Origin of the sequence: Streptomyces sp. NPDC046870 (assembly GCF_040704595.1) — a bacterium.
In the GTDB taxonomy this organism is placed as follows: domain Bacteria; phylum Actinomycetota; class Actinomycetes; order Streptomycetales; family Streptomycetaceae; genus Streptomyces; species Streptomyces argyrophylli.
The window spans coordinates 103,599-117,906 of sequence record NZ_JBEYXM010000008.1 but is presented as its reverse complement, the minus strand read 5'-3'; the positions used below and the strand labels follow the sequence as shown (position 1 = coordinate 117,906).

10 protein-coding genes and 1 pseudogene are annotated in these 14,308 nt (G+C 73.8%); 8 read left to right on the top strand and 3 right to left on the bottom strand.

Features of this window, described 5'->3' with window-relative positions; all coding sequences use genetic code 11:
• Positions 1-69: 69 nt before the first annotated feature.
• The 5 genes from cyc2 to AB0946_RS19705 all read left to right on the top strand — a co-directional run bounded on the left by cyc2 (position 70) and on the right by AB0946_RS19705 (position 7,245).
• Positions 70-2,223, top strand: coding sequence for a germacradienol/geosmin synthase Cyc2 (cyc2, locus tag AB0946_RS19725; RefSeq protein WP_366761885.1), 2,154 nt, complete (start codon positions 70-72; stop codon positions 2,221-2,223).
• A 192-nt stretch (positions 2,224-2,415) separates the two neighbouring features.
• Positions 2,416-4,212, top strand: a complete 1,797-nt coding sequence (gene phsA / locus AB0946_RS19720) for an O-aminophenol oxidase PhsA (RefSeq protein WP_366762075.1) — start codon at positions 2,416-2,418, stop codon at positions 4,210-4,212.
• Between the two features lie 142 nt (positions 4,213-4,354).
• Entirely contained in the window at positions 4,355-4,912 is a 558-nt protein-coding gene (locus AB0946_RS19715) for a PDZ domain-containing protein (RefSeq protein ID WP_366761884.1), read from the top strand.
• A 217-nt stretch (positions 4,913-5,129) separates the two neighbouring features.
• Complete coding sequence (locus tag AB0946_RS19710; protein ID WP_366761883.1) at positions 5,130-6,257, top strand: aminopeptidase P family protein; 1,128 nt, start codon at positions 5,130-5,132, stop codon at positions 6,255-6,257.
• Between the two features lie 52 nt (positions 6,258-6,309).
• Positions 6,310-7,245 carry an aminoglycoside phosphotransferase family protein gene (locus AB0946_RS19705; RefSeq protein ID WP_366761882.1) on the top strand — a complete coding sequence of 312 codons (936 nt, stop codon included), beginning with the start codon at positions 6,310-6,312 and terminating at the stop codon, positions 7,243-7,245.
• A 42-nt stretch (positions 7,246-7,287) separates the two neighbouring features.
• On the opposite strand, the gene treZ is transcribed toward AB0946_RS19705, so the two are convergent.
• Positions 7,288-9,033 carry a malto-oligosyltrehalose trehalohydrolase gene (treZ, locus tag AB0946_RS19700; RefSeq protein ID WP_366761881.1) on the bottom strand — a complete coding sequence of 582 codons (1,746 nt, stop codon included), beginning with the start codon at positions 9,031-9,033 and terminating at the stop codon, positions 7,288-7,290.
• Positions 9,034-9,210: 177 nt separating this feature from the next.
• On the opposite strand from treZ, the gene AB0946_RS19695 reads away from it, so the two are divergent.
• Together AB0946_RS19695 and AB0946_RS19690 are read left to right on the top strand one after the other, a co-directional pair.
• A complete protein-coding gene (locus tag AB0946_RS19695; protein WP_366761880.1) occupies positions 9,211-9,762 on the top strand; it encodes a DUF1707 and FHA domain-containing protein in 552 nt (183 codons plus the stop codon).
• 110 nt (positions 9,763-9,872) lie between these two features.
• Positions 9,873-10,286 carry an SSI family serine proteinase inhibitor gene (locus tag AB0946_RS19690; protein WP_366761878.1) on the top strand — a complete coding sequence of 138 codons (414 nt, stop codon included), beginning with the start codon at positions 9,873-9,875 and terminating at the stop codon, positions 10,284-10,286.
• A 118-nt stretch (positions 10,287-10,404) separates the two neighbouring features.
• Here AB0946_RS19690 and AB0946_RS19685 read toward each other — a convergent pair whose 3' ends face one another.
• Both AB0946_RS19685 and lpdA read right to left on the bottom strand, forming a co-directional pair.
• On the bottom strand, positions 10,405-11,655 hold the full coding sequence (locus AB0946_RS19685; RefSeq protein WP_366761877.1) for a M14 family zinc carboxypeptidase: 1,251 nt from the start codon (positions 11,653-11,655) through the stop codon (positions 10,405-10,407).
• Positions 11,656-11,793: 138 nt separating this feature from the next.
• Positions 11,794-13,263, bottom strand: a complete 1,470-nt coding sequence (gene lpdA / locus AB0946_RS19680) for a dihydrolipoyl dehydrogenase (RefSeq protein ID WP_366761876.1) — start codon at positions 13,261-13,263, stop codon at positions 11,794-11,796.
• Between the two features lie 100 nt (positions 13,264-13,363).
• Between lpdA and AB0946_RS19675 the strand changes: the two are divergent.
• Positions 13,364-14,289, top strand: a pseudogene (locus AB0946_RS19675) (LysR family transcriptional regulator).
• Positions 14,290-14,308 lie beyond the last annotated feature (19 nt).

Below are 14,308 nucleotides of genomic sequence, written 5' to 3'. Positions count from 1 at the left end.
GTTCACGCGATGGTGTGATCATGTGCCGCCGGGTGGATGGGCGTCCGGGGCCACGGGTAGGGCCCGGCCATGACGCAGCCGTTCGAACTCCCGCACTTCTACATGCCGTATCCCGCGCGGCTCAATCCGCACCTGGACGAGGCCCGGGCCCACTCCACCCGCTGGGCACGCGACATGGGCATGCTGGAAGGCTCCGGGATCTGGGAACAGGCCGACCTGGAGGCGCACGACTACGGCCTCCTGTGCGCCTACACCCATCCCGACTGCGACGGACCCGCTCTCTCACTGATCACCGACTGGTACGTGTGGGTGTTCTTCTTCGACGACCACTTCCTGGACATGTACAAGCGCACCCAGGACCGCGCCGCCGGAAAGGCCCACCTGGACCGCCTGCCGCTGTTCATGCCGCTCGACCCCGCCACCCCCGTGCCGGAGCCGGAGAACCCGGTGGAGGCCGGGCTGAAGGACCTGTGGGCGCGGACGGTGCCGTCGATGTCCGTGGACTGGCGCCGCCGCTTCTCCGTCGCCACCGAGCACCTGCTCAACGAGTCGATGTGGGAACTGTCCAACATCAACGAGGGGCGCGTCGCCAACCCCGTCGAGTACATCGAGATGCGCCGCAAGGTCGGCGGCGCCCCCTGGTCGGCGGGGCTCGTGGAGTACGCGACCGCGGAGGTGCCCGCCGCCGTCGCCGGCACCCGGCCGCTGCGGGTCCTCATGGAGACCTTCTCCGACGCCGTCCACCTGCGCAACGACCTGTTCTCCTACCAGCGCGAGGTCGAGGACGAGGGCGAGAACAGCAACGGCGTGCTGGTCCTGGAGAGGTTCTTCGGCTGCACCACCCAGGAGGCCGCGGACACCGTCAACGACGTCCTCACCTCCCGGCTGCACCAGTTCGAGCACACCGCGTTCACCGAGGTCCCCGCCGTCGCCCTGGAGAAGGGCCTCACGCCCGCCGAGGCCGCCGCGGTCGCCGCCTACACCAAGGGCCTGCAGGACTGGCAGTCCGGTGGCCACGAGTGGCACATGCGCTCCAGCCGCTACATGAACAAGGGCGCGCGCCCCAGCTCGCCCTGGCAGGCGCCGAACGGCCCCGGCACCTCCGCCGCCGACGTCGGCGCACTGCTGGCCTCGGCCGCGCAGGACCGGCTGCGCGCCTACTCCCACGTGCCCTACCAGAAGGTCGGCCCGTCCCGCATCCCCGACCTCTACATGCCCTTCGAGCTCCAGCTCAGCCCCCACCTGGACCGGGCCCGCGGCAACCTCGTCGACTGGTGTCACGAGATGGGCATCCTCCAGGAGGGCGTCTGGGACGAGGACAAGCTCGCCGCCTACGACCTCGCCCTGTGCTCCGCCGGCCTGGACCCGGACGCCACCCCGGAGGCCCTCGACCTCAGCGCGCGGTGGCTCGCCTGGGGCACCTACGGCGACGACTACTACCCCCTGGTGTACGGCCACCGCCGGGATCTCGCCGCCGCCCGGCTGACCACGGCCCGTCTCTCGCAGTGCATGCCGGTGGAGGGCACGCCGACGGTCGTTCCCGCCGACGCCATGGAACGCGGGCTGAGCGACCTGTGGACGCGCACCACGGCCGACATGACCGCCGACCAGCGGCGCACCCTCAAGACGGCCGTGGACAAGATGACCGAGAGCTGGGTCTGGGAACTCTCCAACCAGTTGCAGAACCGCATCCCCGACCCGGTCGACTATCTGGAGATGCGGCGCTCCACCTTCGGCTCGGACCTCACCCTGAGCCTGTGCCGGATGGGCAACGGCCCGGCGATCCCCGCCGAGGTCTACGCCAGCGGTCCGGTGCGCTCCCTGGAGAACGCCGCCATCGACTACGCCTGTCTCCTCAACGACGTCTTCTCGTACCAGAAGGAGATCGAGTACGAGGGCGAGATCCACAACTCGGTCCTGGTCGTGCAGAACTTCTTCGGCGTGGACTATCCGGCCGCGCTCGGCGTCGTCCACGACCTGATGACCCAGCGCATGCAGCAGTTCGAGCATGTGATCGCCCACGAACTCCCGGTGCTCTACGACGACTTCGAGCTGTCGGCCGAGGCCCGGACGCTCATGGACGCCTATGTGCAGGACCTGCGGAACTGGCTGGCCGGCATCCTCAACTGGCACCGGGAGGTCGACCGGTACAAGGCCGCCTGGCTCGGCCGCCGTGCCCACGGCTTCCTGCCCGGCCGCACGCCCGCCCTGTCGCTCGGCTGACGGTCGCCGAATCTCCGCGTACGGAACCGGGCATTCAGGGAACTTCGGTGGGTCCTCGGGAGTCTTGGGGAGTAAGGGGAACAACAGAGCCAGAACACACGGGGGTGTTCTACCTTGACCGAGACCATCGAGAGGCCCACCGTAGGGACCGCGGGCGAGCAGGCCCGGACCGGCCGCGAACTGACGCCGTACATGGCGCCGCTGACCGTGCCGCCGGTCCTGCGGCCCGCCGCGGACGACGTCCTGCGCGAGACCGAGATCGCCCTGCGCCCGACCTGGGTGCGCCTGCACCCGCAACTGCCGCCGACCCTGATGTGGGGCTACGACGGGCACGTGCCGGGCCCGACCATCGAGGTGCGCCGGGGACAGCGCGTCCGCATCGCCTGGACCAACCGCATCCCCAAGGACAGCGAGTACCCGGTCACCTCGGTGGAGGTGCCGCTGCGCACGGACGGCCGCCCGCAGGCCACCACCGAGCCCGGCCGCGAGGGCGCCGAGCCGAACAAGGACGTCGCCGCCCTGCCCGCCTGGTCGGTGACCCATCTGCACGGCGCGCAGACCGGCGGCGGCAACGACGGCTGGGCGGACAACGCCGTCGGCCACGGCGACGCCCAGCTGTCGGAGTACCCGAACGACCACCAGGCGGTGCAGTGGTGGTACCACGACCACGCCATGAACATCACCCGGTGGAACGTGATGGCGGGCTTGTACGGCACCTACCTCGTCCGGGACGACGAGGAGGACGCCCTCCGCCTGCCGTCCGGCGAACGGGAGATCCCGCTCGTCGTCGCCGACCGCAACCTCGACACCGACGAGGACGGCCGCCTCAACGGCCGGCTCCTGCACAAGACGGTGATCGTCCAGCAGCGCAACCCGGAGACGGGCAAGCCGGTCCCCCTCCCCTTCACCGGCCCGTACACCACGGTCAACGGCCGCATCTGGCCGTACGCCGACGTGGACCCGGCGTGGCACCGGTTCCGGCTGGTCAACGCCTCCAACGCGCGCATCTTCGAACTGGTCCTCATCGACGAGGACGACCGGCCGGTGCCGGGGATCGTCCACCAGATCGGCAGCGACGGCGGACTGCTGCCACGCCCGGTGCCGGTCGACTTCGACGCGGAGCTGCCGACCCTGACCGCCGCGCCGGCCGAGCGGTTCGACCTGCTGGTGGACTTCCGTGGACTGCAGGGCCGCACCCTGCGCCTGGTGAACAAGGGCCCCAACCAGCCGGCCGGCGTGCCCGACCCGGCCGGAGACGTGCCCTGCCCGGCCGTGCTGGAGTTCCGGGTCGGGCAGAGCTGCGCCGAGGACACCTTCGAACTGCCTGAGGTGCTCTCCGGCTCCTTCCGCCGCCTCACCCACGACACCCCGCACGGCCACCGGCTCGTGCTGCTCACCCCGCCCGCCACCAAGGGGGCCGGCGGCCACCCCGAGATCTGGGAGATGACCGAGGTCGAGGACCCGAGCGGCCTGACGTTCCCGGCCGAGGGCATCGTCCAGGTCACCGGTCCCGACGGCACCACCAGGACGTACCGGCGCACGGCGCGGACGTTCAACGACGGGCTCGGCTTCACGATCGGCGAGGGCAGCCACGAGCAGTGGAGCTTCCTCAACCTCGCGCCCATCGTGCACCCCATGCACATCCACCTCGCCGACTTCCAGCTGCTGGGCCGGGACGCGTACGACGTCTCCGGCTTCGACCCGGCGGTGGGCGGCACCCGCACGCCGATCCGGTACGACGCCGGCCGGGTGATACCGCTCGCGTCCAACGAGCGGGGCCTCAAGGACGTCTTCCGGGTGCCGGGCGACCAGATGCTGAGGGTCATGGGCCGCTTCGACGGCGCGTACGGCCGGTTCATGTACCACTGCCACCTGCTGGAGCACGAGGACATGGGCATGATGCGGCCCTTCGTCGTCATGCCGCCCGAGGCCCTGAAGTTCGACCACGGCGGGGCGCACGGCGGCCACGGCGAGGGCCACACGGGCTGAGCGGACGGGCCGGAAGGGTGCGCTGAACGGGCAGGCGTGACGACTGGTACTACCCTGCGTCACCCTCCGGGCAGTCTCACCCTTTCGTGTCTCGTCACGGCCCGCCGCCCCGGGTAGAGCACCAGCCGGAGGCGAGCGAACCATGGAACAGACTGCGTTGCGTCCCAAGCCCATGCCCGGCCGGGACCGGCGGGAGGACGACATCCCGGACCCCGTCCGTCACCCGCACGCCGCGCCCCGGCGCGGACGGCGGCTGCGGACCCTGCTGTGCGGCCTGTGCGCAGGCACCGTGCTGGTGCTCTGCGGCGTCGGCGTCGGCACGGTCGGCGCCACGGTGATCGGCATGAGCAGACTCGCCGAGCTGCGGCACCAGGCTCCGCCGCCCGCACCGGCGCCCCCGGCCAGGGCCACGCCCACGCCTGTCGCCACCGCGCCCGGACCCGCCCTGGGCGTGGAGGCCGTGGACGCGCGGAAGGCCGGCGCCCTGGTCGTGGGCGTGCACGTGCCCGGCCCCGGCTACGCGGCGGGCCTGGTCCGCGGGGACGTCGTGCTCCAGTGGGGCGAGGCCCGGGTGGACTCCGCCGCCGACCTGGCCCGGGCCGTCCGACGGGCCCGCCCCGGCAAGACGGTGCTTCTCACCGTGCGCCACGCGAGCGGCGGCTACCAGCAGTTGGCGGTGACCCCGGGGGTGGTGATCTGAAGCCGGTCCGGGACCCCCACCGCCGCGGACTCCGGTCACCCCGGGAAACCCCCTGGTCACCATCCGTCCCCCACGTCATCATGGACCCATGCCCGAGTGCCCTCTCGACGTACCGCGGGACGCCGGTCCACGGGACCGGCTCGCGTGGGTCCGTGCGGACGGGCAGGATGCAGCCCGAGACGCCAACGCCCCGTTTCCCCACCCGCCGGAGGCCCGGATGACCGGTAGTACGCCCGCGCCCTTCACCGCCGCCGACCACAGGGCCCGTATGGAGCGTGCCGTGCGCTCCGCCGAGGAGGCCGGCCTCGCGGGGCTGCTCGTGGCGCCGGGACCGGACATGGTGTGGCTCACCGGCTACACGCCCACAGCGGTCACGGAGCGGCTGACCCTGCTGGTCCTCACGCCGGGCCGGGACCCCGTGCTCGTCGTGCCCACCCTGGAGGCCCCGGACGCCGAGCGGGCCGCCGGCGCCGCCGCGCTGACGCTGCGGGACTGGACCGACGGCAAGGACCCCTACGCCGTCACCGCCGCCCTCCTCGACGACCGCGGCCGGTTCGGCATCAGCGACAACACCTGGGCGATGCACCTGCTGGGCCTCCAGCGGGCCCTGCCCGGCACCTCCTACGCCTCCCTCACCGACGCCCTGCCCATGCTGCGCGCCGTGAAGGACGCGGCCGAGCTGGAACTCCTGGCGGCCGCGGGCGCCGCCGCCGACCTGGCGTTCGAGGAGATCCGGAAGGTTCCCTTCGCCGGCCGCCGCGAGTCCGACGTCGGCCAGGACCTCGCCGGCCTGCTGCGCCGCTTCGGCCACTCCCAGGTCGACTTCACGATCGTCGGCTCCGGGCCGAACGGCGCCAACCCCCACCACGAGGTCGGCGACCGGGTCATCCGTCCCGGCGACATGGTCGTCCTCGACTTCGGCGGCCTGAAGGACGGCTACGGCTCCGACACCACCCGCACCGTCCACGTCGGCGAGCCGACCGAGGAGGAGCGCCGGGTCCACGACGTCGTGCGCGCCGCCCAGGAGGCCGGTTTCCAGGCCGTACGCCCGGGCGCGGCCTGCCAGGAGGTCGACCGCGCCGCCCGCGCCGTGATCGCGGACGCCGGGTACGGCGAGTACTTCATCCACCGCACCGGCCACGGCATCGGCGTCACCACGCACGAACCGCCGTACATGATCGAGGGCGAGGAACAGCCGCTCGTGCCCGGCATGTGCTTCTCCGTGGAGCCCGGCGTCTACCTGCCCGGCCGCTTCGGGGTGCGCATCGAGGACATCGTCACGGTCACCGGCGACGGCGGGCGCCGCCTCAACAACACCACCCGTGAGATGGTCATAGTGGACTGAGAGACCCGAGGAGAGAACGTACGACGACACCCGGAACGGCGACGCGCGACCCATGATCCAGGCACCGACACCCACCGCGGACACCGTCCGCAGACTGGTCCGCTCGCTGCTCAAGGAGGGCGGCGACGGCACGGGGGGACCCGCTGTGCGGCCCGTCACGGAGGACCGCGAGCACACCTGGTGGGTCGGCAGCCGCCATGTGCTGCGCCTCGCGCCCGACCGCGAGGCCTCCGTCCGCCGCCGCCGTGAACTGCGCCTGCGCGAGCTGGTCCGCCCGCAGCTGCCCGTCGCCGTCCCGGCCAGCGTCGCGCACGGCGACTGGGCGCCCGGCCTCGCCTACACCCTCGACACCCGGCTGCCCGGCGGCACGGCCGACGAGCACGACGTCTCCGCCGTCGGGGAGGCCGACCTCGCCGGGCTGCTCGGCGGACTGCGCACGGTGCCGGCCCGCCAGGCCGAGGCGCTCGGCGTGCCGCGCACCGCCCCGCGCTCGCTGGAGGCGCTGCGCCGGATGGCCGTCCACGCGGCCGAACGGCTCGCCGCCGCCGACGAGTTCGACGCGGCCCGGCTGCACCAGCTGACCCCGCCCGGGGCGGCCCAGCTCGCCGCGCAGCCCGGTTCCGCCGTCCTCACCCACCACGGGCTGACCGGCGCGCACGTGCTGGTCAGCGCCGACGGACGGGTGCGCGGCATCCTGGACTGGACCGCGGCGTCCCTCGGCGACCCCGCCGAGGACATCGCCGGGCTCGCCCTCGCCGTCGGCTCCCCGCCGGCCGTGCGCGCCGCCACCCTCGCCGGCTACGGCGCCCGCCCCTGTCTGCGCGGCCTGTGGCTGGCCCGCTGCGACACCGTCATCCGCCTCACCGACCGCCTGGAAGGCCGTACGACCGGTTCCCTGCCCCTGCTGCGGACCCAGCTGCGGCGCGCCTGGGAGCCGATCCTGCTGGAGCGGGTCACCGACCTCCAGGAGGACGAGCCGGAGCCCTGACGGGGCCGCGAGGGCCCCTCAGGGCCGTGCCGGCACCGGCTCTCAGGGCTGGGTGAGCACCACGCACGACTCCCCGGGCACCTGAAGCAGCCCGTCCGGGCCCGGCGTCCCGACCGGGTCCCAGGCCGCGAGGACCTCCACCCGGCCGGTGCCCAGCGGGATCGCCACCGGCTCCTTGCCGAGGTTCACCGCCACCCGTACGTCGCCGCGCCGGAAGGCCAGCCAGCGGGCGTCCTCGTCGTACGCGACCTTCGTGTCGGCGAGGTCCGGGTCGGTGAGGTCGGGCTGGGCGTGGCGCAGCGCGATCAGCTGCCGGTACCAGGCCAGCACGCGCGCGTGCGGCTCGCGTTCCGGCTCCGACCAGTCCAGGCAGGACCGCTCGCGCGTCGCCGGGTCCTGCGGGTCGGGCACGTCCTCCTCGGCCCACCCGTGCGCGGCGAACTCCCGCCGCCTGCCCCGCCGTACCGCCTCCGCCAGCTCGGGGTCGGTGTGGTCGGTGAAGAACTGCCAGGGCGTGCCGGCCGCCCACTCCTCGCCCATGAACAGCATCGGCGTGAACGGGGCGGTCAGGGTCAGCGCGGCCGCGCAGGCCAGCAGACCGGGGGAGAGGTGCGCGGAGAGCCGGTCGCCCTGGGCGCGGTTGCCGACCTGGTCGTGGGTCTGGCTGTAGCCGAGCAGCCGGTGCCCGGCCACGCGCGCGCGGTCCAGCGGCCGGCCGTGAACGCGGCCCCGGAAGCTGGAGTACGTGCCGTCGTGGAACCAGCCACCCGTGAGCGTCTTGGCGAGCGCCGCGAACGGATCGCGCGCGAAGTCGGCGTAGTAGCCCTGCGACTCGCCGGTCAGCGCGGTGTGCAGGGCGTGGTGGAAGTCGTCGTTCCACTGCGCGTGCAGTCCGAGGCCGTTCTGCGCGCGCGGGGTGATGAAACGCGGATTGTTCATGTCCGACTCGGCGATCAGGAACAGCGGCCTGCCCACCTCCTCGGCGAGGCCGTCGACCGCCGCCGACAGCTCCTCCAGGAAGTGGCACGCGCGCGTGTCGTACAGCGCGTGCACCGCGTCCAGCCGCAGACCGTCGATCCGGTAGTCCCGCAGCCACGCCAGCGCGCTGCCCAGCAGGAAGGCGCGCACCTCGTCCGAGCCGGGCGCGTCCAGGTTCACCGCCGAACCCCACGGGGTGGTGTGCGTGTCCGTGAAGTACGGCCCGAACCGCGGCAGATGGTTCCCCGAGGGCCCCAAGTGGTTGTGCACGACGTCCAGGACGACGCCGAGACCCAGCTCGTGCGCCCGGTCCACGAAGCGTTTCAGGGCCTCGGGGCCGCCGTACGGCTCGTGCACCGCCCACAGCGACACGCCCTCGTAGCCCCAGCCGTGCCGCCCCGGGAAGGGGCACAGCGGCATCAACTCCACGTGTGTCACGCCCAGTTCCACCAGGTGGTCCAGGCGGGCGGCGGCGGCGTCCAGGGTGCCCTCCCGGGTGTACGTGCCCACGTGCAGCTCGTACAGCACCGCGCCCGGCAGCCCGCGGCCCGCCCACCGCGCCCGCCACGCGTACCGCTCGTGGTCCACGACCGCGCTCAACCCGTCCGGGCCGTCCGGCTGGCGGCGCGAGCGCGGGTCGGGCAGCACGGGGCCGTCGTCCAGCGCGAACCCGTACCGGGCGCCGTCCCCGGCCTCCGCCTCGCCCGTCCACCACCCCCCGCGCGCGGGATCGCGCGCCAACGCGCGCGTGGTGCCCTCGCAATGGAGCGTCACTCGGTCTGCCTGCGGTGCCCACACCTCGAACTGCACGGACGGTTCCCCTTCGTCTGCTCACCGTGTTGTCCCGCGTCTCCATCGTGCCGCTCCGGACGATCAATCCGCTCTCGAATCGGCCCTTTGCCGCGAGGTGTCGCGGAAGTACCCACGGACCGGCACCGATTCCCCGGATTCTGGACACCCGGGGTTCACTGCCCGACAATCACCAGCGTGACGTCGTCCTTCGAGTTCTCCACCTATCCCGCGCGCCTGTCCGACGCGGAGCGCGACCAGGCGCTGCGGGTGCTGCGCGACGGCGTCGCCATGGGCCGGCTCTCGCACGACACGTTCGTGCGCCGCGTGGAACTCGCGCTCGCCGCCCGCCGCTCCGACGAACTCGTCGCCCTCGTCGCCGACCTGCCCCAGGAGAACCGCTTCTCCCGCGCGCTCCTCGGCACCGTGGAGGCCGTCTCCGGGTTCACGGTACGGCTGCGGCGGGCCTGGCAGGCCGAGCGGCTGCCCAAGCTGCAGCTGCCGCACCCGGCGCACACCCATCCGCTGCGCATCGGCCGCGACCCCGCGAACGGGCTGCGCCTGAACCACGAGACCGTCTCCCGCGTGCACGCCGAACTCCGCCACCAGGGCGGCCTGTGGGTCCTCAGGGACCTGGGCTCGACCAACGGCACCACCGTCAACGGCCGCCGGGTGATCGGCGCGGTCGCCGTCCGCGAGGGCGACCAGGTCGCCTTCGGCAGGATGGCGTTCCGGCTCGCGGCGAGCTGAGCCCCGCCCGGCCGGTTCCGTTCGAACGGACGCGCAGCCACGCGCGTGTGCGGTGCCGATCGGGTGAGCCACACTGCGGAAGGCGGGCCGCCGTGCCGATGCAACGGGGCATGACGTACATCACCAGAGCGGCAGCGGCGGCCGGCGCCCTGCTGACCGCGGCCGGCCTCCTCACCGCGGGTCCGGCCCAGGCGGCCTCCCGTGACGCCCTGCCGGGCAACTGGCTCTTCCTCACGGTCACCAAGGGCGACGCCCGGTCCGAGGACAGCCGCGGCGCGCTGCTGCTGTGCGAGCCGCCCCAGGGACACGCGCGCGCGTCCGAGGCCTGCGCGGAGCTGGCCGCCGCCGGCGGTGCCATCGAGCGCATCCCGGCCAAGCAGGTCTTCTGCCCGATGATCTTCGCCCCGGTGACGGTCCACGCGCGCGGGCGGTGGGACGGGCGGCTGGTCGACTTCCAGGACACGTACACCAGCGCGTGTGTGATGCGGGCGCGGACGGGGTCGGTGTTCGCCCTGGACGGCTGACGGGCGGGGCGATGAGCCGGGGGCGTGAGCCGGCGTACGTGCGGCGCGGGTGCGTTCGGCGCGCCGGCTGGCGCATCCTTCCCGCGCGGGGGCTCCGCGTACCCGCGCCGCCCCCGGCTCAGGCCGCCCGGTCGCGGGCCTGCTGTGCCGCCACCAGTACCGTCCGGGACTGGTGCTCCACCTGGTGCTCCAACGGCACCCAGCGGGCCCGGAACCGTTCGGCGAAGGCGTCGCACCAGGTGGCCACGAGCTGCTCCAGGCGCGGCGCCGCCCGGTCGTCCGCCTCCCGCAGCACCCGCAGCAGCATCGCCGCGGCCCGCAGCGGCAGCCGCCGTCCGAACGCGTCGACACTGCCGACGTACGCCATCGTCGTGCCCGCCGGGGACGTGTGGGTCCAGTCCTCGGCGAGGCCCGGGATCAGTTCCAGCGCCCACCGCGAGGCCCGCAGCAGCGGCCCGTCCAGGCCCTCCAGCCGGGGCAGCGCCTCGGCGAGGATCCGTTCGACCTCCCGGGAGTCCCGCAGCAGCCGTGTGGCCAGGCGCCGCATGGCCGCCGCCGGTGCCGGGTGCGGCGCCGGGTCGTCCACCAGGTCGCTGGCCCACATCGGCACCTCGACCACGGCCGTCAGCCCGCCGTACCGGTGCGCGTGGTACCAGGTGCTGTGCCGGGCGTCGTCCGGCAGGCTCGGGTAGGCCACGCCCGTCTCCGGGCCGGGCATCACATGCACCCCGGGACCGGAGGCCGGCCAGCCCGCCGCGTCCGAGGCCCCCGTCTCCACCGGGATGTGCAGCTCCGCCGCGGACTTGGCGAACGGCTCGGCGAGGCCCGGCACATCCCTGGTCAACTGCACCCAGCTGCCGCCCAGATCGGTGCCGTGCAAGGTCACCTGGAGGTACGGGCGCAGTTCGTCTATGACCCCGGTCAGCGTCCGTGTCTCGGGCGGCAGCCGGTCCGGAGGCAGCACCGACGGCGACCACTCCGGCTGCTCCGCCCCCGTGGGCCGGTAGAAGCCGAGGTGGTACTCGAGCAGGCTGCGCGGCGCCGGGGTGACGTGCAGACTCGCGCCGTCCGGGTCCGCGCACAGCAGGAAGTGCCAGGAGGTGTCCGTCCGCAACTCGCGTTCCGCCAGCACTCTTTCGGCCAGCACCCGCAGGGTGGAGCCGCCCGTCGGCTCGTTGGCGTGCGCGCCCGCCACCACGAGCACCGCACGGCGGGCGTGCCCCACCGACAGCAGGTGCAGGGGTCTGCCCGCGCGCGAGACGCCCACCTGGCGCAGCGCGCACAGCCCGGGTTCCTGAGCCGCCAACGCCTGAGCGGCGGCGACCAGTTCGGGAACGCTGGGATAGCGCAGCTCCGGCAGAGGACTCACCCCCGACTTGTCCGCCCGGCTTCGCACCTCCCAGTCCCCCACGCGAAGGGTGAACTGTCAAGCATCGGGCGGGGGAGGCTCCCGGGAGCGCCAGGACGCGGGGGGCCGCCCCCGCCCGCGCCCCCGCGTTGCGCGGGTTCACTGCTGGTGCAGGCCGCGTCCCGCGAGCGTCAGGAACACCTCGCCGACCGCCTCCGACAGGGTGGGGTGCGCGTGCACGTGCCGGGCCACGTCCAAGGGTTCGGCGTCCCAGCCGACGATCAGCTGGCTCTCGGCGATCATCTCCGACACGTTCGGGCCGACCAGGTGGACGCCGAGCACCTGCCCGCCGCCGGCCTCCGCCACGACCTTCACCATGCCGCCCTGGCCGTGCACCATGCCCTTGGCGACGGCGGTCAGCGGCATCGTGTTGACGTCGACCTCGTGCCCACGCGCGCGTGCCTCCGCCTCGCCCAGCCCTACCGAGGCGGTCTGCGGCGAGGAGTACGTCACCCGGGGCACGGTCGCGTAGTCGACCGGCGGCGACTGAAGCCCGGCCACGGTCTCGGCCACCAGCAGCCCTTCCGCGAACGAGGCGTGGGCGAGGCCGAGCGAGGGCGGCGGCAGCAGGTCGCCGACGACGTGGACGCCCGGCACGGCCGTCTCCAGCCGGTCCCAGTCCTGCGGTACGACGAATCCCCGCTCGTCCGTCGTCAGCCCGGTCGCGTCCAGGCCCAGGCCCTCGGTGACGGGGGCCCGGCCGACGGCCACCAGCAGCCGTTCCGCCGTCAGTGTCCGGGTCTCTCCCCGGGCGGTCCGCACGCGCGCGCGTACGCCGTTGTCCAGCACCTCCGCGTCCAGCAGCCGTGCGCCCGCCTGCACGTCGATGCCGCGCTTCTTCAGACCGCGCGTGAGGTGCCGGCTGACGTCGGCGTCCTCCAGCGGCACGAGCCGGTCGGCGGCCTCCACCAGGGTGACCTCGGCGCCCATGGACCGGTGGAAGGAGGCGTACTCCACCCCGATCGCGCCCCCGCCGAGCACCAGGACCGAGGCTGGGAGCCCCGGCGCGAACAGGGCGTCGTCGCTCGTCACCACGCGCCGTCCGTCCGGATCGAGCCCCGGGAGCGTGCGCGGGCGGGAGCCGGTCGCGAGGACGAGCGCACGGCGCGCGGTGAGATCCCGCACGCCCGGCGCACCCTCCTGGCGCACGCCCGGCGTACGGTCCGTACCCGTGCTCTCCACCCGTACCGTGCGGGGTCCGGTCAGCCGCGCGCCGCCTCGCACCACCCGCACGCCCGCGTGCGCGAGGTGCGCCTCCACCCCCTTGTGGTTGCGCGCCACGATGTCGTCCCGCGTGGCCACCAGCGCGCCCCAGTCGACGGAGTCCACGGTCGCCTTCACGCCCCAGCGCTCGCGGGCCTCGGCGATCCCGTCGACCAGCTCGGCGGCGTGCAGCATCGCCTTGCTGGGGACGCACCCCCGGTGCAGGCACGTTCCGCCGACCTTGTCGCGTTCGACGAGGACGACGTCCAGGCCCAGACCGGCGGCGCGCAGGGCGGTGCTGTAGCCGCCGGTGCCGCCGCCGATCACGATCACGTCGGATGTATTGATGCCCGTGTCGATGGTCATGGCATCCACCCTCCGTCCACCCGTTGTCATGAGTCCAAGGCAATGTTGTTGTGGACTCCATGCACGATCTTCATGCCAGGACGGGGAGGGATCCGGGGACGTGAGCCTGCGCCAGATGGAGTACTTCGTGACGGTCGTCCAGGAGGCGTCGTTCACGCGCGCGGCGGACGCCCTGCACGTCACCCAGCCCGCGCTCTCGCACCAGACAAGGCACTGGAGAAGTCGGTCGGCGGCGCCCTGCTGGAGCGCCTGCCCCGGGGCGTGCGCCTCACCCCGATGGGCCGTGCCTTCCTGCCGCACGCCGAACTCGCCGTCCGCAGCGCGGCCCAGGCCCGTCGCGCGGCCCGCGCCACCGTCGGCGCCGAGGGCGGCGAGCTGCACGTCGCGGCCCTGCACTCCATCGCGGTCGGCGCCCTGCCCGACGTCTTCGCCCGCTGGCGGGCGGCCCACCCCCGGGTCCTGCTGCGCCTGCACGAGTACGCCACCGCCGAGGCCCTGGAGGAGGCGGTGCAGCGTGGTACCGCCGACCTCGCCGTCGGCCCCGAGCCGTCCGGACGGCCCGGCACCGTCGTGCCCGTCGGCGAGGAGGAGGTCGTCCTCGTCGTGCCCTTCGACGACCGGCTCGCGGGGCGTACGACGGTCACGCTCCCGGAACTCGCCGACCACGCCTGGATCCGCTGCGCCATGGAACCCGTCGTGCACGGTGAACGCTTCCTCGACCGGGCCTGCGCGGACGCCGGGTTCCGGCCCCGGACCGCGGTGTGGACCGAGCACACCTCGACGGCCGTCCGCATGGCCGCCGCGGGTGTCGGGGTGTGCGCCGCGCCCGCCCACATCGTGCGGGGGGCCGTCGGCGAGGACTGCGTGGTCCTCACGCCCGACCCGCCCTGGAGACGCACCCTGACCGTCTACGCGCGCGTGCCGCCCACGGGTGCCGCCGCGGCCTTCGTGGACCTCCTGCGCGCGGCCTGGCCGCCCTTGGGCCCCCACGGCCCGGACGAGGCGTGCGAGCCGCCCGAAGCCTGACGGCGTACGGGAAGCCGAG